The following is a 22,474-nucleotide window of genomic DNA, read 5'->3' as shown; positions in this document are numbered from 1 at the left end:
TGGAGATACCTCATGACAAGCAAACCCCGTTCGCTGTCCGCCTCGACCCTGATTCTGGGCTGCGCCCTGAGCCTGTCAGCACTGAGCACCACCGCCCACGCGGCCGACGACATGGAGAAATGTTTCGGTGTGGCCGAAGCCGGCAAAAACGACTGCGCCGCGGGTGCTGGCACGTCCTGCGCCGGCACCTCGAAAACCAAGGATCAGGCCAACGCCTGGAAACTGGTGCCAGCCGGCACTTGCCTGGAAATGCCAAGCACCACCTCGCCGACCGGTTTTGGCCAGAAAGCCGCTTTCACCGCCAAGTCCTGAAACCAGCCGACGCCTGAGTACTGACGATGACACTCACATCTGCCCGCGCTGTTTTAACAGCGCCAGCCACCCAGACTCAGGCGCCCGGCCTCCCCGCTCGGGCAGGGCTGGGGCTCAAGAACGAGCATTGGCGTGAAGTGCTCGATACACGGCCCGACATTGGTTTTTTCGAAGTCCACGCCGAAAACTACATGGTGGCGGGCGGCCCGTTTCATCATTACCTGGGATTGATCCGTGAACACTATCCACTCTCGCTGCACGGCGTCGGGCTGTCCATCGGTGGTGAAAATCCACTGAACCTTGAACACCTGGCATGTCTGGCCACGCTGATCGAGCGCTATCAACCCCATTGCTTTTCCGAACACCTGGCCTGGTCCAGCCACGGCCCGATGTTCCTCAATGATTTGTTGCCCCTGGCCTATGACGACGAAACGCTGCAGCGAGTGTGTGCGCACATCGATCAGGTACAAGACACCCTCAAACGGCGAATGCTGTTGGAGAACCCCTCGACGTACCTGCAATTCCAGCGCTCCACCCTCGAGGAAACGGACTTCATCAGCGAGATCATTCGTCGTACAGGCTGCGGTTTACTGCTGGACGTCAACAACCTGTATGTCTCCTGCGTCAATCATCAGCAAGACCCGCTGGGCTACATCGACGCCCTGCCGTTGCACGCCGTGGGTGAGATTCATCTGGCGGGTTTCGCCGAAGACACCGACAGCCTCGGCGACCGCTTACTGATTGACGATCACGGCGCGCCAATCGACAACGCCGTATGGCACCTCTACCAACACGTGCTGGCGCGGACCGGTCCCGTTGCCACGCTGATCGAACGAGACAATCAAATACCGGCATTCAGTGTGTTACACGCCGAAGCACGCCAGGCCGATCACTACCTGCGGGCAGCACGTTCATGAGCACTCACGCGATATTTGCCCGCGCCCTGCTCGCGCCTGAGCAGGATTGCCCCGAAGGGTTGTTCAGTCGCAACGGCGCCGATCCGGCCAGTCGTTTTGCGGTGTATCGCAACAACGTCCACAGCTCCTTGATCAACGCCCTTGCCAGCGGTTATCCGGTGACGTTGCAATTGGTAGGCGATGCATTTTTCCGCGGCATGGCAGGACGCTATGTCCAGGCATTTCCCCCCACCAGCCGATTGATCAGCGAATATGGCGCTGATTTCGCGGATTTCATCCAACGCTTCCCGCCCGCGGCGAGTGTGCCTTACCTGGCCGATGTCGCACGGCTGGAACGGTTGCGGGTCAGGGCCTGTCACGCCGCCGATGCGCCGGTCATGGACCCGCAAGACATCATCGACGCCTTGCAACAGCCCACGGATTTTGGCGACCTGCACCTGCAACTGCATCCGTCCCTGGCAACGTTGAGTTCGCCTTACGCCGTCGTCGCACTGTGGGCCGCACACCAGGCGGGCACCTCACTCTCCGGCATCGATCCGCTTCATCCGCAAAGTGCGCTGGTGGTGCGTGATGGCCTTGAGGTCAAGGTATTCGCCATCGACAGCGGCATGCAGGCGTTCATCAACAGCCTGGCCAACGGACGACCATTGGAAATGGCCATGAGCCACGCGCAAGAGGCATGCATTGAATTTGCCCCACAGCAATGCCTCAGGCTGCTGATCAGCCAAGGGGCTGTCACCCACTTGCATATCGAACAAAAGGTAACGCCATGAGCCCTGCCCCTTCGCACCTGATACAACGGAGCATCCAGCTCTTCGAGAAAATCCCCTACAGCCTGATCGCCTTCATCGCCCGCTTTTCGATTGCCGCGGTGTTCTGGAAATCCGGACAAACCAAGGTCGAAGGGTTTGCCGTGGACGTGATCAGCGGCACCTTCCAATTCAACGCACCGCACTTGGCACCTTCGACCTTGCCGCTGTTTCGCAGTGAATATCACGTGCCATTGCTATCCCCGGAGATGGCCGCGTACCTGGCTGCGTTCGCCGAACACCTGTTCCCGATAATGATCCTGGCGGGGCTGGCCACGCGCTTCTCGGCGCTGGCCTTGCTGGGCATGACGCTGGTGATCCAACTGTTCATCTATCCGGATGCCTACCCGACCCATGGCACCTGGATCGCGCTGCTACTGGTATTGATCGGCAAAGGGCCGGGACGCTTGTCGATGGATCACCTGATTGCCCGTCATTACCGCTAGAGCCGGTCCAATGCCTCGCCGCTGCGCTTGAACCAATCCACCAGATAATCCGCCAGTACCTGGGTCCGGCGCGGCAATCCTCCCTGATAAGGATGCACCAGGTACATCGGCATACTGCGCGTCTGATAATCGCGCAGCAGCCAGCGCAAACGGCCCTCGGCCAACGGTGCCTGTAACAGATAGGACGGCAGCCGCGCGATGCCCGCACCGGCCAGGGCGGCTTTTCTCAACAGGCTGTAGTGGTTGGAGGCGAAGGTCCCGGTAACCCGCACGCGCAGCAGTTCATGTTGCTGGTGATACAACCACTCTTCGCGGCCGCTGTAATGGCTGTTGAGCAAGCAATTGTGTGTCGTCAGCTCGTCGGGTGTCTGAGGCTCACCGTATTGCTGCAGGTAGGCGGGGCTGGCGCAGGTCATTTCGTGCCAGGCCAACAATGGCCTGGCCACCAGTCGTTCATCATTGGCGACTTGCGAACGCACCGCCAGATCGAAACCGCCCCGGGCCAGGTCGTGATAGTGGTTGCTGAGTTCCAGTTCGATCTGCACTTGCGGATATTGCCGGGAAAACTCCAGCAATAGCCCATCGAAGAAGGTTTCTCCCAAGGACACCGGAACCGTCATACGCACCGGCCCCGCTATATCATCCTTGAGCCTGGCCAGCGCCTGACGCGCCCGTTCGACGTGTACCTGCAACGCCTGGGCCTGAGGCAACAGCGCGGCGCCGGCCGCCGTCAAGCTCAGGCGGCGAGTAGTGCGGTGCAGCAACACCACGGCAAACCGGCTCTCCAATTGACTGATGCGCTTCGATAACTGCCCTTTACTGCACCCGAGCTGCTGGGCCGCCTGGGTAAAACTTCCCGCTTCGATCAACACGGCAAACGCTGCGAGGTCATCCATTTCGCTCATGGATTGTTTCCATATGAAAACCAAAGGTTGCCCATTAGCACGCTGATAGCCCCGAAAAACAACTCTAGACTGACCACTCACCGACATATCTGGAGCAAAGTACGATGAAAATCCTGTTGATTGGCGCCAGCGGCACCATCGGTTCTGCGGTCAAGGCGAACCTGTCCCAAAGGCATGATGTGCTCAGCGTGGGCCGCCAGAGCGGCGACTTTCAGGTCGACATCAGTGACAGCGCCTCGATCCGACAGCTGTTCGAACAAACCGGCAGGTTCGACGCGTTGATCTGCGCCGCCGGCAGCGTCAACTTCGTGCCCCTGGCAGACATGAACGCCAGCGATTTCAGCCTCGGCCTGCACGACAAACTGATGGGCCAGGTCAATCTGCTGCTGATCGGTCGTGAGTTCGCCAATGACGGGGCTTCGTTTACCTTCACCAGTGGCATCCTCAACCGCGATCCGATCCGCACCGGCGCCTCGGCGGCGCTGGTCAACGGTGCGCTGGACGCGTTCGTCAAGGCCGCGGCGATCGAGCTGCCACGGGGCTTGCGGATCAACGCGGTGAGCCCGACCGTAGTGGTCGAGGCGATGCACAGCTATGCGCCGTTCTTCCGCGGCTTCAAGCCTGTACCGGCATCCGAGGTGGCATTGGCCTACGCCAAAAGTGTTGAAGGGCTACAGACAGGGCAGACTTATATCGTCGGTTGAATTCAACCTGTGTCCCAGGCTTGTGATGCAGCGCCAGCCTGCGTAACGTGACGGCACTTGCCTGGAGACCCGATAATGCGTGTTGCCCGTACCCTAGCGCTGTTTGCCCTGCTCCCACTGTTCACTGCCTGCCAACTGTTCGACAGCGAGCCGGCCAAACCCTCCCTGGCGGGCCTGACCCGCATGCAGGGTGAACTGACCGCCGTGGGCGAAAAGCTGTTGTTCCAGCCCTGTCACGACCAGCGTAGCTACGTGGTCAAGGATACCGGCGGCACCAGTATCCTCCAGGAGGCCGCCTCCCTGGCCGGTCAGCAGGACAAACTGTTTGTCGATTTGCGCGGCAAGTTTTCCGGTGTCGCCAGCGGCACCCAGGGCCAGGTCGATCTGCAACAACTCTATCGCGTCGAGCGCTCGACGTCGGCCTGCGATGACCCGGATTTCAAACGCATGATCCTGCGCGCCAACGGCCACAAGCCCGCCTGGGCATTGAATGTCACCAACAAGGGCATGGTCTTGCAGCGCGAAGGCCAGCCGCCGTTGCCGGTGCCCTACGTGGAAGAACAATTGGGCGATGGCCGCTTCAATCTCACCACCGAGGCCAATGGCCAGCACCTAGAATTGTGGGTCGCTCCACAGCGTTGCATCGACAAGGTCAGCGGCAGCCTGCAACACATGACCGCCGAGCTGCGGGTCAACGGTGAGGTACAACGTGGATGCGCGGCATTCGGCGGCTCCCGGGACGACTGATTCGACCTGCGTTGTTTTAACATGACGAGATACCGCCATTGGGGCTTATAATCGCCGGTTTGCAAAACCGCCGGCTTCACCAAACGCCGCATACCGGATCCTGTCATGTTACGAATCACCGAACTCAAGCTGCCCATCGACCATCCCGAAGAAGACCTGCGGCCTGCCATCGTGCAGCGCCTGGGCATCGCCAGTGATGACCTGCTCGATTTCACCCTGTTCAAACGCAGCTATGACGCCCGTAAAAAGTCATCGGAGCTGTGCTTCATCTACACCGTCGACCTGCAAGTCAAAGGTGAAAGCGCCTTGCTGCTCAAGTTCGCCGAGGACCGTAACGTCAACCCGGCGCCGGACATCAGCTACAAAGTCGTGGGCCAGGCACCGCAAGGTTTGAGCGAACGGCCAATCGTCGTGGGCTTCGGGCCGTGCGGGATCTTTGCCGGTTTGTTGCTCGCACAAATGGGTTTCAAGCCGATCATCCTCGAGCGCGGCCGCGAAGTGCGCCAGCGCACCAAGGACACTTGGGGCCTGTGGCGCAAAAACGTGCTCAACCCCGAATCCAACGTGCAATTCGGTGAGGGCGGCGCCGGCACGTTTTCCGACGGCAAGCTCTACAGTCAGATCAAGGACCCGCAATTCCATGGCCGCAAAGTCCTGAACGAGTTCGTCAAGGCTGGCGCGCCGGAAGAAATCCTCTACGTCAGCAAACCGCACATCGGTACATTCCGCCTCACCGGCGTGGTGGAAAACATGCGCCAGCAGATCATCGCCCTGGGCGGTGAAGTGCGTTTCGAGCAGCGTGTGACCGATGTGCTGATCGAAGACGGTCAGTTGCACGGCGTCGTCGTCGACGGCGGCGAGCAGATTCTGTCCCGGCACGTGATTCTCGCCCTCGGCCACAGCGCCCGCGATACCTTCCGCATGCTCCACGGCCGTGGGGTGTACATGGAGGCCAAGCCGTTCTCGGTGGGTTTCCGTATCGAGCACCCGCAATCACTGATCGACGCCGCGCGCCTGGGTAAATATGCCGGGCATCCGAAACTCGGCGCAGCCGACTACAAGCTGGTACACCACGCCAAGAATGGCCGCTCGGTCTACAGTTTCTGCATGTGCCCAGGTGGCACGGTGGTAGCCGCCACTTCCGAGCCGAACCGGGTCGTGACCAACGGCATGAGTCAGTACTCGCGTAATGAACGCAACGCCAACTCCGGGATCGTGGTGGGCATCACCCCGGAAGTGGATTATCCGGGCGGCCCGCTGGCCGGGATCGAACTGCAAGAGCGCCTGGAATCCCACGCGTTCATCCTCGGTGGCAGTAACTACGAAGCGCCAGCGCAACTGGTCGGTGATTTCATCGCTGGCAAGCCGTCAACGGCCATCGGTACCGTGGAGCCTTCCTACAAGCCTGGGGTCGCCCTGGGCGACTTGGCCCAAGCCTTGCCGGACTTCGCCATCGAAGCCATTCGCGAAGCGTTGCCGGCCTTCGAGAAGCAAATCAAAGGCTATTCGCTGCACGACGCCGTACTGACCGGGATCGAAACCCGCACGTCGTCACCGCTGCGCATTACCCGCGACGCCTCGATGCAGAGCTTGAATGTAAAGGGCCTGTTCCCGGCCGGCGAAGGCGCGGGGTATGCCGGCGGGATCTTGTCGGCAGGCGTCGACGGGATCCGGATTGCGGAAGCCGTGGCGCGCAATATGCTGGGAATTGACGCTTAGGGCGGCAGTGGTAGAGGGGGTAAGCGGCAAGCTTCAAGCTACAAGCTTCAAGTTAAACGCACAGTCTGCTGTAGCTTGCCGCTTGCCGCTTGCCGCTTGCCACCACCGTCAAACATTCGCGCGCAGCACGGTATCCGGCAACGGCTCGCCGCGCTCGACACTGGCCGCGACAACCGCAATCAGCCCTTCCAGCTCATACCCCTGCCCCGCCAGCCACGCCTGATCGTAATAAGTCGTGGCATAGCGCTCGCCGCCGTCACACAGGATCGCCACGATGGAGCCCGACTCGCCCCTGGTTTGCATTTGCCGTGCCGCGATCAATGCACCAATCAGGTTGGTACCGCTCGATCCACCCACTCGCCGACCCAGACGCCCAGCCAGGTAATGCATGGCCGCCAGCGACAAGGCATCCGGCACCTTGACCATCGCATCAATCACCTTGGGCAGGAACGATGCTTCCACCCGTGGCCGCCCGATGCCTTCGATCCGCGAGCCACAATCCAGGCGCAGACTGGCGTCACCGGTCTGGTAATACTCGAAAAACACCGAACGCTCGGCATCGGCGCATAACACTTGGGTGCAATGCTGGCGATACCGCACATAGCGACCCAAGGTCGCGGTGGTGCCGCCTGTGCCAGGACTGGAAATCAGCCAGCTCGGCTCCGGGTACCGTTCAAAACGCAGTTGCTGGAAAATCGACTCGGCGATGTTGTTGTTGGCTCGCCAGTCGGTGGCACGCTCGGCGTAGGTGAACTGGTCCATGAAGTGACCGCCACTTTCCCGCGCCAGGCGCTCGGATTCGGCATAAATCTGCGTGGGGTCCTGTACCAGATGGCTCTTGCCGCCATAAAAGGCGATCTGGGCAATCTTTTCCTGAGAGGTGGTGGCGGGCATCACGGCAATAAACGGCAAGCCCAGCAAGCGCGCGAAGTAAGCCTCGGAGATGGCGGTTGAACCGCTGGAGGCCTCGATGACCGGTGCTCCCGCCTTGAGCCAACCATTGCACAGCGCATACAGGAATAATGATCGGGCCAGCCGATGTTTCAAGCTGCCGGTGGGGTGGCTGGACTCATCCTTGAAGTACAACTCGATTCCCGGCAAGCCTGGCAACGGCAACGGAATCAGATGCGTGTCGGCACTGCGCTGGAAGTCCGCTTCAATGATACGGATGGCCTCTCGGGCCCACGGACGGTTGTCGCTCATGATCAACTTCTCTCAGGTTTGAGGCTTGATCTTAGGACATTTTGCGGCCCCTCCACAGATACAGTCATGACTCAATAAAACGCACAATTGCGAGCTATCCTGCAGCTGTTGGCGCTAGCCCCCGTGGCGCTCAGGAAGACTGCATCGCCCCCGAAGCCGAGAATAAAAAACCCCGACCAGCCACCCGGTCGGGGTTCTCTTTGTTGCAACGCTGAACTCTTAACGCGTAACGCGGCTGGTCCCATCCACCGTCATGATGCGGACACGGTCGCCGATGCGGAAGATTTCGTTCTCTTCAACAGCCTGAACATAGGCACGCGTGCTGCCGTCGTCTTCGCGAACGGTGATTTCCACGCCTTGGGTACGGGTCAGGCCTTCTTCGGTAGCCGAACCCAGCAAGCCGCCGGCAACCGCGCCGATAACAGCCGTCACGATGCTGCCACGGCCACCACCGATGGCGCTGCCGCCGACACCACCAATGACCGCACCCGCGGCACCGCCGATCGGGGTCTTGGTGCCTTCGATTTTCACCGGGCGCAGGGATTCGATGGTCCCCATGCGGACGGTCTGGACACGCCGCGCTTCGTCACGGGAGTAAGAGTCGCCGGTCAGACTGGAGGCGCAGCCACCCAGCAGCAACGACATGGTGGTAAAGCAAGCAACCAGCAGAACAGACTTACGCATAGCATCAACTCCATAGGACAGGTATTCATTAAACTCCGCTGCTTGACGCCTGTCACGGCACGGCCCGGAGAAAATTGCTTTCATTCAGCCCCAGTACAGTTGGGCTGTGCGGCAAAACTCGACGAACGGTAGAACCTGCGCCACCACAAGGAGTTTCATGGATTACTTCATCATTGTAGCTACCACTGCGGCAGGCCTGTATTTCCATTGGTGGCTGTATAGCCGCATCAAGCGCTGGATAGACCGCGACCTGGCGTTATCCCTCGCCGGGGACGATCAACGCAAGCGCCTCTTCATGCTGCAACAGTTGGACCGCGCTCGGGTCGAGAAGGTCAAACGTCGGGATTTGCCACGTTGGCTGCAGGACGCAGCACAGGAATATTCGCCGCAAGCCCCTGACTAAAGAGGCATAGGTATCTACACAACTTTGCCTCAACGCTTAAATCCAGGCAGATAGGGCTGTTGTGGTGAGCGGGCTTGCCCCGCTTAGGGGGGCTGCGAAGCAGTCCCAGTAAGCCGAATGCGGTGTATCAGAGACTCCGTAGCGACTGGTTTTGGGCTGCTTCGCAGCCCAACGCGGGACGAGCCCGCTCGCCACAGGGACATTCGTCAGTTTCTGAAAGTTGTGTAGACACCTATGCTAAAGAGGCTTGGGGATCAGGTAGGGAATCAAAGGCGCCTCAGGGCGCCAATCGCTCACGGGTCCAGTCGGCACCTTGCCGGCGATAATTCAGGCGGTCATGCAGACGGCTCGCCCGGCCCTGCCAGAACTCGATACGCTCCGGCAACAGGCGATAACCGCCCCAATGGTCAGGGCAGTCGGGCTGGGTATCACTGAAACGTTGCTCAGTCGCCTGGAGCAACGCCTGCAATTCTTCACGATCGCGGATCACCCGGCTCTGCGGAGAAGCCCAGGCGCCAAGACGGCTGCCCAGCGGGCGAACCTGATAATACGCATCCGACTCTTCAGGCGTGACCTTGACCACCCGACCTTCAATCCGGACCTGACGCTCAAGCGCCGGCCAAAAGAAGGTCATGGCGGCAAAGGGCCGCGCCGCCAGTTGCTCACCCTTGGCGCTCTGATAATTGGTGAAAAAGGTAAAACCTTGTGCGTCCAGGCCCTTGAGCAACAGGACCCGGCAGTGTGGCCGTCCGTCCTGGTCGACTGTTGCCAGGGTCATGGCATTGGCTTCCACCGGCGGCTGCTCGGTCTTTACCGCGTCGCCGAACCATTGCTGGAACAAGGCAAACGGCTCATCCGGGGCCTGGGCCTCGCTTAAACCGTCCCGTGTGTAGTCACGGCGCATATCGGCCAATGCCTGGGTCATGCGGCTTTATCCTTCTCGCTCAGCGACTCAGTTTTTTGCCTGGTCTTTCGAGGCTGGTTTTTTCGCCGACGCAGTAGTCTTGGATGCCGTCGACTTTTTCGCGGCAGGTTTTGCGGCGGCTTTCTTAGTCGTCCGTTTGGCCGCAGTTTTCTTCGCAGGCGCCTTTTTTGCAGCGACCGCTTTTTTAGCGGCCGGTGCTGGCACGTCCTGTACCGCCACCAACTCAGCCTTCGGCGGGTTTGGCGAGTTGTACTGGCTGAGCAATGCCAGCATGGTGGTGCGCTGGGTGAACATGATCTCCATGCGACGGTTCAAGGCTCGGCCCTGGCTACTGTCGTTGGCTGCACGCGGCATCAAATCGCCCATGCCGCGCAACATCAGACGATCCTGCTTCAAGCCACTGAGGCTGAAAATCGACGCGATGGACTGCGCTCGTTCCTTGGTCAGGGCCTGGTTCTGGCCGGCGTTGCCTGCGGTATCGACGTGGCCCAGCACCAGTACAGCGGTCTTCGGATCGCTTTCAACCGCCTTGGCGACACGCGTGAACGGGCCGAGCGTCACTGGCAGCAACATCGCCGGGCGTTTCGGGTTGTAAGAGCCATCGACCGGGGCGATCACCACCAGCACGTTATCGCGACGTTCCAGTTCGAGCTTGGTGCCCTTGATGGCTGCGCGCAGGCGTGGCTCGTAATCATCCAGCCAGGCCTGGGTCACTTTCGGGTCCGGCATCGAAACGTTGGACACGTCGACTTTGCTCAGGGATTTTGGCTTGCTTTCAAACGGCCACCACCACTTGCTATCGGTGTCCGTCTTGGCCACTACCGGCGCAGCGGCAGGTGCAGGCGTCGCGGCCTTGAGGTCTGCTTTCAAGTCAGCCTTGGCGTTGGCTTCCTTGGTATCCGTCTGGAACGGCCACCACCACTTGCTATCGGTGTCGGTCTTGACCACGGCTGGCGCGGCATCGGGTGCAGGCGTCGCAGCCTTGAGGTCGGCTTTCAGATCAGCCTTGGCGTCGGCGGCCTTGGCATCTGCTTGGGGTGTTGCGTCTTTGGCAGTCGTCTTGTCGGTGCCGAATGACCACCAATGGCCACCTGCGGCATCATTTTGTGGAGTTTGTGCACAACCAGTAAGAGTGAGACAGAGCGCCAGTGCCAAGGACTTGTTCGATAACATGAGATATCCACAAAATGAGAAAAAAATCGGGGGTCTAGATGACCCATTAAACAGACGCTTCAAGATGATTAAAGTTACAAAATTTTACCGAGCGTCTTATGCAAGTGCCTTTTTAACAAAAAAACACCAAACAGCAAGCTATTTACAGACAACCGGCGAATATTCCGACCAACTTTTGCGCGCGCGGGTCCATAAGTACGTAAGGCCCCAGAGTATTGGTCACAAAACCAAACGCTACATCATATTCCGGATCGGCAAACCCGATCGAGCCACCGGCCCCTGGATGCCCAAATGCACGTGGCCCAAGGCCGAAAGTCGCATTGGGCACCTGCGGTTGATCCAACATGCAACCCAGGCCAAAACGGGTTTGCGTCAATAAAGTTTTATCCGGCCCGATACTGTGCTCGCGGGTCAGTTGTTCGAGCATCTCGGCTTCCAACAAACTTCCGTCCAACACACCACTGTAAAACCCCGCCAAACTGCGCGCATTACCATGACCATTAGCCGCGGGCTGCTGCATGCGTCGCCACTCAGGTTTATTAGTACTGGTCAGAATAGACGGCGGATTAGTAAATGCACGGGTGGTCATTGCCGTGGGTTCACGCATTGTTACCTGCAGCAAACGTTGTGCGGCTTCATCACCCATATTGCCTTTACCCCGGGCAATATGAGCGACCCGATGGAATTCCGTGTCCGCCAGCCCGACGTGAAAGTCCAGGCCCAATGGACGCGCGACCCTGGCGACAATTGACTCCCCCGGCCCACGACCGTCGGCCCGGCGCAACAACTCCCCCACCAGCCAACCGTAAGTGATGGCGGCATAACCATGCCCTTCGCCAGGCGTCCACCACGGCGCTTCGGCGGCCAGCGCGTCGACCATCACTTGCCAGTCATACAGCGCTTCGGCGGGCAACGTTTCACGTAGCGCCGGCAACCCGGCCTGATGGCAAAGCAGCTGGCGCAGGGTGATGATTTCCTTGCCTGCCGCGGCGAACTCCGGCCAGTAGTCGGCGACTGGAGCATCCAACTTCAACTTGCCTTCCGCCACCAGTTGCAGGGCGGTCACGGCGGTGAAGGTCTTGGTGCAGGAAAACAGGTTAGCGATGGTGTCGCTGTGCCAAGCCTCGGTGCCGTCCTTGTCGGCGGTACCGGCCCACAGATCGACGACCGTTTCACCGCCAATCTGGATACACAGCGCCGCGCCACGCTCCTGAGGGTCGTCGAACAGCGCGGCAAAGGCTTCACGCACTGCTTCGAATTGAAGCTCGTAATGACCCTGAATCTGCACCTGCATCCCCCTCGCGAAAGCCTTACGTAAAGTGGCGCATATTGTTCCAGTCATTACAGTGTTTGGGAACCCGCTGCCGTGGGAATCGACACGTCGGCGCGATCAGTGACCCTTGCTCTCGTGCCCCTCCGCAGCCCCACCGTCCTGTGCTGCTGCGTTGCCGTCGGGCCCAGGCTTGCCGGCCGCTCCTGAATGGGCCTCAACCTTGGCCTTTTCAGCCTCCTTGCCCAGTTGCCGGATCGCCGCCAGGTTGCTTTTACGCACCCTCTCGACAAAACCATGGAACGGCACGTCAGTGATCCCAACCAAGCCGAAGTGACCGTTTTCACCGTCCAGCAGACGGCCCGTAACCGGTTGGTCGAGGTACTGGAACCAGTGCACGCCGACAATCGACGGCTCGGCCAGGGCTTGCTTGAGGAAAGTCGCATACGCCGGGCCCCGGTCTTCTTCCCTGGCCAACTGCGTCACGCCGCCCCAGAACGGGCCCCGGTCGGCCGAGCCGAAGTTGAACTCGGTGATCAAGACTGGCTTATCCAGGGCCCGCAAGGCCGCGAAGTCGTAACCATCCTGGGGCTTGAGGGTGTACATGTTGAAACTCAGCACATCGCAATACTGGGCGCAGGATGCCACGGCTTCGGGGGTGCTGACCGCATAGCGGCCACCCAGCAGCATCTGGTTGGGCGCATGCCATTTCAGCGCGTCGGAGATGGTCTTGAAATACGCATCGGCGAAAGTCTTCTGGAAGTGTTTGAAGTCCGCTTCGATTTCCGGGTGTTCCGGACTCGGCATCGGCGGCACGAAACCTGGGTCTTCCATCAATTCCCAGGCTGGCAGTTCAATGCCCCAGGCTTTCGATAGGCCGGCCTGATTCCGGTACTTGTCTCGCAGTTGTTTGAGAAACGCGCGCTTGGCCGGCACATCGGTGGTCATGAGCAACGTGCCGTAGGCCAAGGCATAGCGGGATTTCGCATCCTCTCCGGGGCCGGCCCACGCTAATTCGTTATCCGCAAAAAAACCGATCAGCCAAGGGTCGTCACGATGGTCTCGGGTGGCGATCGCCACGGCGCGCTCGGCAGCCATGGCAAAGCGCGGGTCGAAGGGATCAGGTATGCCGCCCCACCAATCGATGCCGGTGCTGATACTGGTGTAATCGCCGACAATCGACAGCGGCAGCGTGTAGGGCACGCGATCAGCCGCGGCCAACTCCGGCGCGCTCCAGTTGCCAATGGTGTTGAATCCCCAGGCTTGCAGACGGTCGAGGGTGTGACCGACCCAGCGCTTCGCGTCGAAACCTTGCGGCGTGCAGGGCGGCGCTTGAACCGCGGGCGTCGGTGCAGCCTTCGCTTTGGCCTCGCAGGGCTGGCCATGGGTACGTTGCAGGTTGGCGCCATAAAAGTCATACCAGCGACCGGCGGCGAAACTGCGCCCCTGACCGGAACCATTGCCGCTGCGGTCATCACCGCTGCCGTAGTATTTATCAAACGGCTCGCCGGCCTTGGGCAGCGCGGCGAACATCCATTCACGGCCCGCGACGTAGGTCTGACTGTTATTGGCGGTAACGGTGTTGACGCCCAGTGAGTAGAACGGATGCCCTAGCGGGGTCACCAGGTACCAGCGGCCATCACGCTTCTCGGTGCGAAAAAAACCGCTGGCCTCGAAAGCCGGGCCCCTGGTCCAGCCGCCGAAGGTATCCAGGGAAGTCTTGTCACGCTGGGCCAGCCAGCCCTTGAGTTGTTGCTGCTCAGTGGCTGCCGCAGCTTTCAATTGCTCGTCATCGCTGATTTTTTCCGGCCAGCGCCCCCGGGTGGATTGCCCGTAGGCATCCACCAACTCGCTGTAGGCGGCCTTGAGCACTGGCTCGCTGTCCTGCACGCCAAAGCGTTCCAGGAGGATGCTCTGGGGCGTGTCGGGCTTGAGCATCGACAACGTGACAGACACCACCTGGCTACGGTCGATCTCGCCGGAACTGCCAGCCAGTAACACCCGCTGACCGTCAACGGTGATCGGCATCGGCGGGCCGGCCTTCATGCCCTGGCTCAATGGCGAGTTGGCTTGCAGGGGAACCAGCAAGGTTTGCGCAGGGCCGGCAGGCAGGTCGACGCGGCTGACCAAGGTCTTGCCATCCTTGCTCTGAATCTTGACATACAGGGTCAGCGCCCAGTCCATCGCGCTTTGGATACGCAAGCTCATGGCGCCTGACTGCGACCAGTCCCAGGCGCCGCTCTGCGGGCTGAGCACCAGGCTCGGCTCCGCCGTCGGATTGAAGATGATACGGCGCAATACTTCGCCTTCGGGGGTTTGTTCAGCGTTGTATTGCGGCAGGACGGCATCCTGGGTCGCGACCGTCACCACGTCTGCGGGCCGAACAAAATTGAACAGTGTTTGTTGACCCGCCGGTGCAGCCAGCACGGGCGCTGCAAACAGCAAGGCAAAAAGGGCGGGCAGCGTGCGAATCATACGAACAAGGTTCTCCCAACGGCCGGTGAATGGCCTGATGACGTGAAACAGTGACAGTGAGGTAGACCACGACGTGGGCGATTTCGCCCACCGTGGCTCAAGATATTTCGCGCCGGAATGGCGGCAATGCATTGAGGATAGCTTTGCCGTAGCGCTGGGTGACCAAACGGCGGTCGAGCAAGGTGATGGTCCCGCGATCCTGCTCGGTGCGCAGCAAGCGTCCGCAGGCCTGAACCAGCTTCAGGGAGGCATCCGGTACCGAGATTTCCATGAACGGGTTACCACCCCGGGCTTCGATCCATTCGGCCAGCGCGGCTTCCACCGGATCGTCCGGCACCGAGAACGGGATCTTGGCGATCACCACGTGTTCGCAATAGGCACCTGGCAAATCCACGCCCTCGGCAAAACTGGCGAGGCCGAACAGCACACTGGAATCCCCGCCATCGACTCGCGCCTTGTGCTTGTTGAGGGTTTCCTGTTTTGACAGGTTGCCCTGGATAAATACCTGCTTGCGCCAGTCGCGATCCAGGCCGTCGAACACGTCCTGCATCTGTTTACGCGAGGAGAACAGCACCAGCGTACCTTTGGATCCCTCGACCAGCTCCGGCAGATCACGAATGATCGCGGCGGTGTGGGCTGCCGCATCCCGAGGATCGGCCTTGAGGTCAGGCACCCGCAGTACGCCGGCGTCAGCGTGATGGAAGGGGCTCGGCACCACCGCGGTGACCGCTTTCTTCGGCAGACCGGCGCGCATGCGAAAGCGCTCGAAGGTCCCCAGGGCCGTCAGTGTCGCCGAGGTCACCAGGGCACCATAGGCGACGTTCCACAGGTTGCGACGCAACATCTCCGCCGCGAGGATCGGGCTGGCATTGACCTCGATATCAAACAGCGCACCGCTTTCCGACAGGGTCAGCCAGCGGGCCATGGGCGGATTGTCTTCCGGGTCTTCGGCGGTAAAGGCGGTCCACAACTCCCAGTTGCCCTGGGATCGCGAGAGCAGACTGCCAAACAGCGGATACCATTCTTCGGCCTGGTTGCTGGCGATACCGATATTGACCTCGCCGTCCATGCCTTCCTTGAGCAAGTCAGTGAGCCGGGTGAACACGTCGGTCAGGCGCGAAAAGCCTTTCTTCAGTTCAATCCCCATTTCCCGCATGTGCTCGGGAATCATCCCGCCCACAAAACGATGGCGCGGACGCTCACGCCCTTCGACGTCTTCGCCGGGCTTGAAATCCGCCACCTGCTCGCAGGCGCTGAACATGAACTGCTGCTGGGTCTTGATCTCCCGCGCCAGCTCCGGCACCTGCTCGATCAACTTGCCCAGATCGCCCGGCAGCGGATGCTGCGCGAGCAATTTGGTGAGGTTCTTGGCGGTGGTTTCCAGCCAGTCGGCGGTGGAGCGCAGCCGCGTGTAATGGGCAAAGTGGCCGATGGCCTTGTCCGGCAAGTGATGACCTTCGTCAAACACGTACAACGTGTCGCGCGGATCAGGCAGCACCGCGCCGCCGCCCAGGGCCAGGTCGGCCAGGACCATGTCGTGGTTGGTGACGATAACGTCGACCTTGCCCATGCCTTCCCGCGCCTTGTAGAAGGCACATTGGCCGAAGTTGGGGCAATGCCGGTTCGTGCACTGGCTGTGGTCGGTGGTCAGGCGCGCCCAGTCGGCATCTTCCAGGGCATTGGGCCAGCTGTCGCGGTCGCCATCCCATTTATTGCCGGCCAGCTTCTCGATCATGCTGGTAAACAGCTTCTGGCTGGCCTCATCGACCTCGATCTTGAAGCCTTCTTCTTCAAACAGAGAGGCCGTGGCGGTCTGCGCGTGGCCTTCCTGCAATAACACATCGAGCTTGGACAGGCACATATAGCGGCCACGGCCCTTGGCCAGGGCGAAGGTGAAACTCAAGCCGCTGTTGCGCATCAGGTCCGGCAGGTCTTTGTAGACGATCTGTTCTTGCAGGGCCACGGTGGCGGTGGCAATCACCAAGCGTTTGCCAGCGGCCTTGGCGGTGGGGATCGCCGCCAGGCTGTAGGCCACGGTCTTGCCGGTACCGGTGCCGGCTTCGACGGCCACAACGGCCGGGTCGCCACTGCGCCGACCTTCGTCGTCGGTGTCGATATCCCCGAGGACCTTGGCGACTTCAGCAATCATCAGGCGCTGGCCGTACCGCGGTTTCAAGCTCTTGGCTTCGAGAAAACGCGTGTAGGCGCCCTGGATCGTGGTTTTGAGTTCAGTGCTGATCATGGATAGTCGGGCGCAAAAAAACGCTGGATAAATTTTCAGTGGTTCGGATCGGCCGCTATCATACCCCGCTAATTAATCCCGCGCAGAACGGAGTACCTCAATGAGTGTCTTTAGCCTCGCTTACACCCTGCATGTAGTGGCCGCCCTGGTGTGGGTCGGCGGTATGTTTTTCGCCTGGATGATCCTGCGCCCGGCTGCCGTGGCGGCCCTCGAGGGCCCTGCCCGGCTCAGGTTATGGGTAAATGTGTTTCAACGTTTTTTCGTGTGGGTTTGGGTGGCGGTGCTGGTTTTGCCGATCAGCGGTGTCGGCCTGCTGCACCTGGGGTTCAACGGTTTTGAGAGCGCGCCGCGGTATGTGCAGGTGATGATGGGGTTGTATGCAGTGATGACGGCGCTGTTTATCCGGATTCAGGCGTTGAAGCTGCCGGAACTGCGCACGGCGGTGGCGGCCGAGGACTGGACGGCGGGTGCGGCTGTGCTGGGGCAGATTCGCCGGTTGGTGGGGGTCAATCTGGTGGTGGGGCTGGTGGTGGTGGCCTTGGCTTCGGCGCGACCGGGGTTTTGAGGCATGTCGTAAGATCAGCTGGAAGAGCTGTTGTGAGCTGTGGTGGAGGGTCTTTTGGTGCTTGGCTTGAGGTCCGCCCCTCATCCTAACCCTCCCGAAACGTCGGACCGCCCCAGAGGGGCGAAGGGACTGACCGCCGGATATTGGCGGTTTACGGCGACCTGAAAGAGCGGTTTCGAATGCATAATCACTACGGTTTTTCAGGTCGCCCATTTTCTCAGCACACTTCGGTCGGTCCCCTCTCCCTGTGGGAGAGGGTTAGGGTGAGGGGCTGCCAAGATCCAACCAGCAGCCTGTAAAAACTGCACCCAACCCACTTCAATTCAAAACCGCTGGACCGTCACAGAGCCCGCGTCCCCCGCAGGTCCCGGTTGCCCTTCAAGCCCTGGCCGGCCTTTTTCGCCGCCGTCAGCCCGGTACACCAGGCATCCCTTGGACTGCCCGCCCCTGCCCGGCTTGCCCGCGACACCCGGCAAACCACCCGCGCCACCATCGACCCAGACTTTAATCTGCTCACTCGGATAATCCTGAGGCAATTCAATCCGCACGGCCGCCCCCGCAGCGCCTGGCAGGCCGTCACCACCGTTGTCACCATTGGCACCGCGCCCAGCCGAGCCCCAGGTGCAGCCCGGATCTTCGCCATTGGCGCCATCCAGTCCCGCATAACCTTGGGCGCCCGTGCCTCCGCGTGCATCGACCGAGAGTTCCTCGGCCTGCAGGGATTTGATGCGCAAGGTCAGATCACGCCCAGGCTTGGCCGGTTTCTCATGCGTGCCGGGCGCGCCGCGAGAGGTGATCTGGCTGCCGTGTTCCAATTGGGCATGGCTGACCTGCAATTGAAGGCTGGAAGTACTCGGCACGATAGCAATCCGCGCGTCACGGCCCAGGTGCAGTTGATCGATAGTGACGTGGGTGATGTTGCCCGGAATCAACAAAGTGCCGTAATCCGCCACGTCCAGCCGCTCCAGTTGCAACACGCTACTGCTGCTGGGCAGGCGCATCAACGAGTTCGTCTCGACGCTGACGCTCTCGGCCAGTGCAACGGGGCTGACCAGCAGGGCCAACAGAAATACCTTACGCATGATTGGCTTCCTTGTTTGCATCATCAACAGCAGCAGGGGCCGGCAGGCTCTGCACATGGAACATTCCCAGCAGCAGGATTTGCAGGCGGTCGCGCCAAGGGTGTGCACGGTGCTTGAGGCTGGCGTTGAATAACAGCAACGCCAGAAGATGGGTCAGCAGCAGCAGACTGCCGACCAGATTGACCAACAGGTGGAACGGATTGATCAGTGGCCTGACCAGATTGACCATCACAACAACCCAAAACAGCAACGTCAGAAACTTGCCTGACCCCCAAAACACCTTCATCCCGCCTGCTCCCCTTGCACATTATTCTTTGGGCGCACAGTAACGAGTTCTGCAGGCGCTTTGCCAGTGAAGCTTTAAAAAACTTGATGAAGACGCGATTTGACGTCCGGATCGACGAGGATCGTCGGAAGGTGCCTACAGAAATGCCCCTGTGGCGTACACAGGGGCATTGGAGCGTCAGCGATTGATCTGGATTTCCACACGACGATTCAAGGCTCGGCCGTCGGCGGTTTTATTGTCGGCCACCGGATGCGTTTCGCCGGCCCCCGTCACAGACACAAAGTTACTGCGGGGCACCCCGGAACTGACCAGGTACTCCGTCACCGACTGTGCGCGTTGTTCCGAGAGTCGCTGGTTATAGGCATCTCTGCCCACACTGTCGGTATGCCCACTGACCCGCAGTTGGGCGCTCGGCGCTTCCTGTTTCAGGCGGGTGGCGACGGTGTCGAGCGTGGCTTTGTCCGCGCCGGTCAGCCTGGCGGAATCAAATTCGAAGTGAACGTCGCGAATCACGATGGTCTCTTCCTTGACCACCACAACCTCGTCCACGACGACCGGTTCAGGCGTTGGTGGACAGCCATCGGCATCGACCTGCACACCTTTAGGCGTGCCCGGACACTTGTCGCGACTGTCCGGCACGCCATCACCGTCCTCGTCACCGTCGCCATGCACCCAGCAATAAGCGCCGGCCATGCCGCCAATCAACAACGCGCCACTACCGGCCCACGCAGAGCTTTCGGTCGCGCCAAGAGCGGCACCGGTCACACCGCCGACGGCGGCGCAAGTGGGCCAATCGGTTTTTTGCAAACCTGCGCAACCTGTCAATACTCCGGTTAGCAGAACCAAGGGTAGAGCTGTCCGCATAATGCTCATCTGATTTCTCCTGAAGGGATCGGCCGCAAGCCGATGGGTGGAGTAAAGACCGCTCTTTTGATCCGCGCCAGCCGGCGCCCCCCCGGATTCATTGGTCGCGACGGCTTTATCTGCAGGTCATGCAGTCGTCGGCGCTAGGCCCGCGCGCTCAAGCAGGCTAGTCTCTACGGCTCTGATGCGAGGATCTTCAATGACCGCCGGCAATTCTTCCCGTACGCCCCAGCAAGCCCTTGCGGCCTTGCTCGACTTGCACGCCCCCAAACACCTGTTGTTGTTGGGTGCCAGTCAGTTTCCGGCGCTTGATGCATTTCGCGAGGCGCATCCGGACACCCGCGTGTCCGTGGCCGGGCCTGGCCCCTTGTCACAAGAACTGGCCGCCCAACGTTTTGACCTGGCCCTGGCGGTGGATTGCCTGGAGCATCTGTCAAAATCCGCGGGGCTGACGCTGCTGGGCGGCATTCGCAACCTGAATGCCAGCCGTATTGCAGTGCTGGTGGACATGGTTGCCTGCGACTGGAAAGAAACCGACTTCTTCTCCCTGGCGCTGCAAGCCAGCGAACGGTTTCAACGCGACAATCAGGTACTGACGCTGTTTACCTATGATCTGCTTGAATACAAACAAGTGCCGGACTGGTTGAATGCCCGTTTCTGGGCCAACCCGGAAAACTTCGGAAAGTATTGGTGGTAACCCGATGAGTACATCCATATGCCCCTGCGGCAGCGGCAACCTGCTGGATGCCTGCTGCGGCCATTATCACGCCGGTCACCCCGCGCCCTGTGCCACGGCCTTGATGCGGTCACGCTACAGCGCCTATGTATTGGGCCTGGTGGACTATCTGGTGGACACCACGCTACCGGCGCAACAAGCCGCCCTTGACCGCGATGCCATCCACGCCTGGAGTGCCCAAAGCACTTGGCTGGGCCTGGAGGTGGAAAGTTCGGAAGTGCTCGGCGGCCAACCGGAACACGCCTTCGTCACCTTCATCGCCCGCTGGCATGACAGCGAAGGCGAACACAGCCACAGGGAAAAGTCATCCTTCGTACAAAACAATGGACGCTGGTACTTCATTGACCCTACGGTAGAGGTGAAGATCGGACGCAACGACGCCTGCCTGTGCGGCAGCGGGCAGAAATTCAAGAAGTGCTGTTCCAGCTATCGGTAATGGCACCGCTCCCGACAGAGACTCCGCCATGGTTATCCGGTTACGTACTCTCAGCCTTCTGCTGGCGTGGACGCTCACACTCTCGGGCTGTGCTTCCTGGTTCGCGGAGGACACGCCACCGCCCCAGATACACTTGGTCAACGTGGAGTTGGTACGAGCCAAGTTGCTGGAGCAGAAGTTCAAGCTGCACTTTCGCGTCGATAACCGGGGCGACTCGGACCTGACGGTGCGCGGCCTGATCTACAGGATCAGTCTCGCCGATGTGGAACTGGCCGAAGGGGAGTCCAACGAGTGGCTGACCGTGCCGCCCCACAGTCGGGGATTTTTCAAAGTATCGGTGCGCACCAACCTGTGGCCACAAGTGCGGAAAATCGCTGATCTGCTGAAAAAACCGCAACGCCCCATTCCCTACCGCCTGGAGGGCGAGCTGAAAACCGGATTATTCATCGGCAACGACGTGCAAGTGATGCGCAGGGGCGAGATAATCCCTGGCGATTTTATTCCGGAGCGACATCGATGACTCAGCAACCCCATGTCCATGGACCAGACTGCAACCATGATCACGACCATCACGACCATGGTCATGTCCACGGCCCGAACTGCGGTCACGCCCACCAGGAGCCCGTGCGCAACACCCTGAAGGACGTTGGCCGTAACGATCCTTGCCCATGCGGCAGCGCCAAGAAATTCAAGAAGTGCCACGGGGCCTGATGCCCTGAACATCCGCCAATGTAGGGTGATCCATACATTGGCGGTGTTGTCTGTCCGTTCAAATGCTATCCCTTCTGGAGAGCTTCATGATCGACTTGTACTACTGGACCACTCCCAACGGTCACAAAATTTCCTTATTCCTCGAAGAAGCCGGCCTGCCCTACCAGGTGCATCCGATCAATATTGGCCAGGGCGACCAGTTCAAGCCTGACTTCCTGAAGATTGCTCCCAACAACCGCATTCCGGCGATTGTCGATCAGCACCCGGTTGACGGTGGAGCACCCATTTCCCTGTTCGAGTCCGGCGCAATCTTGCTCTACCTCGCGGAAAAGACCGGCCGGTTCCTGTCCCAGGACCTGCGCGCCCGCCAGGAAGTCCTGCAATGGCTGTTCTGGCAAATGGGTGGGCTTGGCCCAATGGCCGGGCAAAACCATCACTTCAGCCAGTTCGCCGCGGAAAAGATCCCCTATGCCATCAAGCGCTACGTCGATGAAACGGCCCGCTTGTACGGCGTGCTGGATCGGCGCCTGGCAGACCGCGCGTTTGTCGCAGGGGAGGATTACAGCATCGCCGACATGGCGATTTACCCATGGATCGTCTCCCACACGTGGCAGAGCCAGAAGCTCGAAGACTTCCCCCATGTACAGCGCTGGTTCAACCAGATCAAGGAACGGCCGGCGACGGTGCGGGCCTATGAACTGGTGGCAAAAGTAAACCCACCGAAGCCCTGACATCCTTTCATGCATGCGCTGTCGAGCCCCAGTTCGACAGCGCCAGTGCTTGCTCATTCAAATCCACAAAATAAGCTGCGCCTCCCGCTTGCGTCGTTTCGCCGCGCTCACTAACGTAGCGCCTTTACT

Annotated in this window: 25 protein-coding genes; 14 read left to right on the top strand and 11 right to left on the bottom strand. The window is 60.3% G+C overall.

The genetic code is table 11. The annotated features are described in order from the left end of the window. Positions 1 to 12: 12 nt before the first annotated feature. The 4 genes from AC6CIA_RS05850 to AC6CIA_RS05835 are packed head-to-tail and all read left to right on the top strand — an operon-like array spanning position 13 to position 2,484. On the top strand, positions 13 to 312 hold the full coding sequence (locus tag AC6CIA_RS05850) for a BufA1 family periplasmic bufferin-type metallophore (protein WP_339529072.1): 300 nt from the start codon (positions 13 to 15) through the stop codon (positions 310 to 312). A gap of 26 nt (positions 313 to 338) precedes the next feature. Next, positions 339 to 1,229, top strand: coding sequence for an MNIO family bufferin maturase (bufB, locus tag AC6CIA_RS05845; RefSeq protein ID WP_498311058.1), 891 nt, complete (start codon positions 339 to 341; stop codon positions 1,227 to 1,229). After that, entirely contained in the window at positions 1,226 to 2,002 is a 777-nt protein-coding gene (locus AC6CIA_RS05840; RefSeq protein ID WP_498311057.1) for an HvfC/BufC N-terminal domain-containing protein, read from the top strand. Before bufB ends, AC6CIA_RS05840 begins: the two co-directional genes overlap by 4 nt. Further along, complete coding sequence (locus AC6CIA_RS05835) at positions 1,999 to 2,484, top strand: DoxX family protein (protein ID WP_498311056.1); 486 nt, start codon at positions 1,999 to 2,001, stop codon at positions 2,482 to 2,484. Before AC6CIA_RS05840 ends, AC6CIA_RS05835 begins: the two co-directional genes overlap by 4 nt. Here AC6CIA_RS05835 and AC6CIA_RS05830 read toward each other — a convergent pair. Beyond that, the gene (locus tag AC6CIA_RS05830; RefSeq protein WP_498311055.1) at positions 2,481 to 3,389 is read right to left on the bottom strand and encodes a LysR family transcriptional regulator; all 909 of its coding nucleotides are present in this window, start codon (positions 3,387 to 3,389) and stop codon (positions 2,481 to 2,483) included. The genes AC6CIA_RS05835 and AC6CIA_RS05830 overlap by 4 nt on opposite strands. A gap of 104 nt (positions 3,390 to 3,493) precedes the next feature. Between AC6CIA_RS05830 and AC6CIA_RS05825 the strand changes: the two genes are divergently transcribed. From AC6CIA_RS05825 to AC6CIA_RS05815, 3 genes are all read left to right on the top strand, one after another. Further along, the gene (locus AC6CIA_RS05825; protein WP_498311054.1) at positions 3,494 to 4,093 is read left to right on the top strand and encodes a short chain dehydrogenase; all 600 of its coding nucleotides are present in this window, start codon (positions 3,494 to 3,496) and stop codon (positions 4,091 to 4,093) included. A 75-nt stretch (positions 4,094 to 4,168) separates the two neighbouring features. Next, positions 4,169 to 4,840, top strand: a complete 672-nt coding sequence (locus tag AC6CIA_RS05820; RefSeq protein ID WP_498311053.1) for a COG3650 family protein — start codon at positions 4,169 to 4,171, stop codon at positions 4,838 to 4,840. A gap of 105 nt (positions 4,841 to 4,945) precedes the next feature. Then, positions 4,946 to 6,559, top strand: coding sequence for an NAD(P)/FAD-dependent oxidoreductase (locus AC6CIA_RS05815; protein WP_339529065.1), 1,614 nt, complete (start codon positions 4,946 to 4,948; stop codon positions 6,557 to 6,559). Between the two features lie 108 nt (positions 6,560 to 6,667). On the opposite strand, the gene AC6CIA_RS05810 is transcribed toward AC6CIA_RS05815, so the two are convergent. Both AC6CIA_RS05810 and AC6CIA_RS05805 read right to left on the bottom strand, forming a co-directional pair. Beyond that, entirely contained in the window at positions 6,668 to 7,762 is a 1,095-nt protein-coding gene (locus tag AC6CIA_RS05810) for a PLP-dependent cysteine synthase family protein (protein ID WP_498311052.1), read from the bottom strand. Positions 7,763 to 7,981: 219 nt separating this feature from the next. Then, the gene (locus AC6CIA_RS05805) at positions 7,982 to 8,446 is read right to left on the bottom strand and encodes an outer membrane lipoprotein (protein WP_498311051.1); all 465 of its coding nucleotides are present in this window, start codon (positions 8,444 to 8,446) and stop codon (positions 7,982 to 7,984) included. A 157-nt stretch (positions 8,447 to 8,603) separates the two neighbouring features. Here AC6CIA_RS05805 and AC6CIA_RS05800 point away from each other — a divergent pair, with 157 nt between their 5' ends. Further along, on the top strand, positions 8,604 to 8,849 hold the full coding sequence (locus AC6CIA_RS05800) for a hypothetical protein (RefSeq protein ID WP_339529064.1): 246 nt from the start codon (positions 8,604 to 8,606) through the stop codon (positions 8,847 to 8,849). Positions 8,850 to 9,126: 277 nt separating this feature from the next. On the opposite strand, the gene pdxH is transcribed toward AC6CIA_RS05800, so the two are convergent. The 5 genes from pdxH to dinG form a co-directional block, all read right to left on the bottom strand. Next, positions 9,127 to 9,774, bottom strand: coding sequence for a pyridoxamine 5'-phosphate oxidase (gene pdxH / locus AC6CIA_RS05795; protein WP_498311050.1), 648 nt, complete (start codon positions 9,772 to 9,774; stop codon positions 9,127 to 9,129). Positions 9,775 to 9,801: 27 nt separating this feature from the next. Next, positions 9,802 to 10,947 carry an OmpA family protein gene (locus tag AC6CIA_RS05790; protein WP_498311049.1) on the bottom strand — a complete coding sequence of 382 codons (1,146 nt, stop codon included), beginning with the start codon at positions 10,945 to 10,947 and terminating at the stop codon, positions 9,802 to 9,804. 142 nt (positions 10,948 to 11,089) lie between these two features. After that, entirely contained in the window at positions 11,090 to 12,235 is a 1,146-nt protein-coding gene (locus AC6CIA_RS05785) for a serine hydrolase domain-containing protein (RefSeq protein WP_498311209.1), read from the bottom strand. A gap of 102 nt (positions 12,236 to 12,337) precedes the next feature. Continuing rightward, positions 12,338 to 14,692: a beta-galactosidase gene (locus AC6CIA_RS05780; protein WP_498311048.1), complete on the bottom strand. Its 2,355-nt coding sequence runs from the start codon at positions 14,690 to 14,692 to the stop codon at positions 12,338 to 12,340. A gap of 97 nt (positions 14,693 to 14,789) precedes the next feature. Further along, a complete protein-coding gene (gene dinG / locus AC6CIA_RS05775; RefSeq protein WP_498311047.1) occupies positions 14,790 to 16,934 on the bottom strand; it encodes an ATP-dependent DNA helicase DinG in 2,145 nt (714 codons plus the stop codon). Between the two features lie 100 nt (positions 16,935 to 17,034). Between dinG and AC6CIA_RS05770 the strand changes: the two genes are divergently transcribed. Next, positions 17,035 to 17,499: a CopD family protein gene (locus AC6CIA_RS05770; RefSeq protein ID WP_498311045.1), complete on the top strand. Its 465-nt coding sequence runs from the start codon at positions 17,035 to 17,037 to the stop codon at positions 17,497 to 17,499. A gap of 323 nt (positions 17,500 to 17,822) precedes the next feature. Here the strand turns inward: AC6CIA_RS05770 and AC6CIA_RS05765 are convergent, their stop codons facing one another. From AC6CIA_RS05765 to AC6CIA_RS05755, 3 genes are all read right to left on the bottom strand, one after another. Next, the gene (locus AC6CIA_RS05765) at positions 17,823 to 18,581 is read right to left on the bottom strand and encodes a collagen-like protein (protein WP_498311043.1); all 759 of its coding nucleotides are present in this window, start codon (positions 18,579 to 18,581) and stop codon (positions 17,823 to 17,825) included. Beyond that, positions 18,574 to 18,867, bottom strand: coding sequence for a DUF1145 domain-containing protein (locus tag AC6CIA_RS05760; RefSeq protein WP_498311041.1), 294 nt, complete (start codon positions 18,865 to 18,867; stop codon positions 18,574 to 18,576). The genes AC6CIA_RS05765 and AC6CIA_RS05760 overlap by 8 nt, the downstream gene beginning before the upstream one ends. Before the next feature lie 177 nt (positions 18,868 to 19,044). Beyond that, positions 19,045 to 19,740 carry a PA1041 family peptidoglycan-binding anchor lipoprotein gene (locus AC6CIA_RS05755; protein WP_498311039.1) on the bottom strand — a complete coding sequence of 232 codons (696 nt, stop codon included), beginning with the start codon at positions 19,738 to 19,740 and terminating at the stop codon, positions 19,045 to 19,047. 190 nt (positions 19,741 to 19,930) lie between these two features. On the opposite strand from AC6CIA_RS05755, the gene AC6CIA_RS05750 reads away from it, so the two are divergent. The 5 genes from AC6CIA_RS05750 (at position 19,931) to AC6CIA_RS05730 (ending at position 22,345) form a co-directional block, all read left to right on the top strand. Continuing rightward, a complete protein-coding gene (locus AC6CIA_RS05750; RefSeq protein ID WP_498311037.1) occupies positions 19,931 to 20,428 on the top strand; it encodes a DUF6231 family protein in 498 nt (165 codons plus the stop codon). A gap of 4 nt (positions 20,429 to 20,432) precedes the next feature. Further along, a complete protein-coding gene (locus AC6CIA_RS05745) occupies positions 20,433 to 20,903 on the top strand; it encodes a YchJ family protein (protein WP_498311035.1) in 471 nt (156 codons plus the stop codon). Positions 20,904 to 20,931: 28 nt separating this feature from the next. Continuing rightward, the gene (locus tag AC6CIA_RS05740; protein ID WP_498311033.1) at positions 20,932 to 21,423 is read left to right on the top strand and encodes an LEA/WHy family protein; all 492 of its coding nucleotides are present in this window, start codon (positions 20,932 to 20,934) and stop codon (positions 21,421 to 21,423) included. After that, entirely contained in the window at positions 21,420 to 21,614 is a 195-nt protein-coding gene (locus AC6CIA_RS05735; RefSeq protein WP_410018823.1) for an SEC-C metal-binding domain-containing protein, read from the top strand. The genes AC6CIA_RS05740 and AC6CIA_RS05735 overlap by 4 nt, the downstream gene beginning before the upstream one ends. Before the next feature lie 86 nt (positions 21,615 to 21,700). Further along, on the top strand, positions 21,701 to 22,345 hold the full coding sequence (locus AC6CIA_RS05730) for a glutathione binding-like protein (RefSeq protein ID WP_498311031.1): 645 nt from the start codon (positions 21,701 to 21,703) through the stop codon (positions 22,343 to 22,345). The last annotated feature ends 129 nt before the right edge of the window (positions 22,346 to 22,474 follow it).

Source organism: Pseudomonas sp. GQ91 (assembly GCF_059758795.1).
The sequence above is the reverse complement of the archived record's forward strand: the minus strand, read 5'-3'. Positions and strand labels throughout refer to the sequence as shown.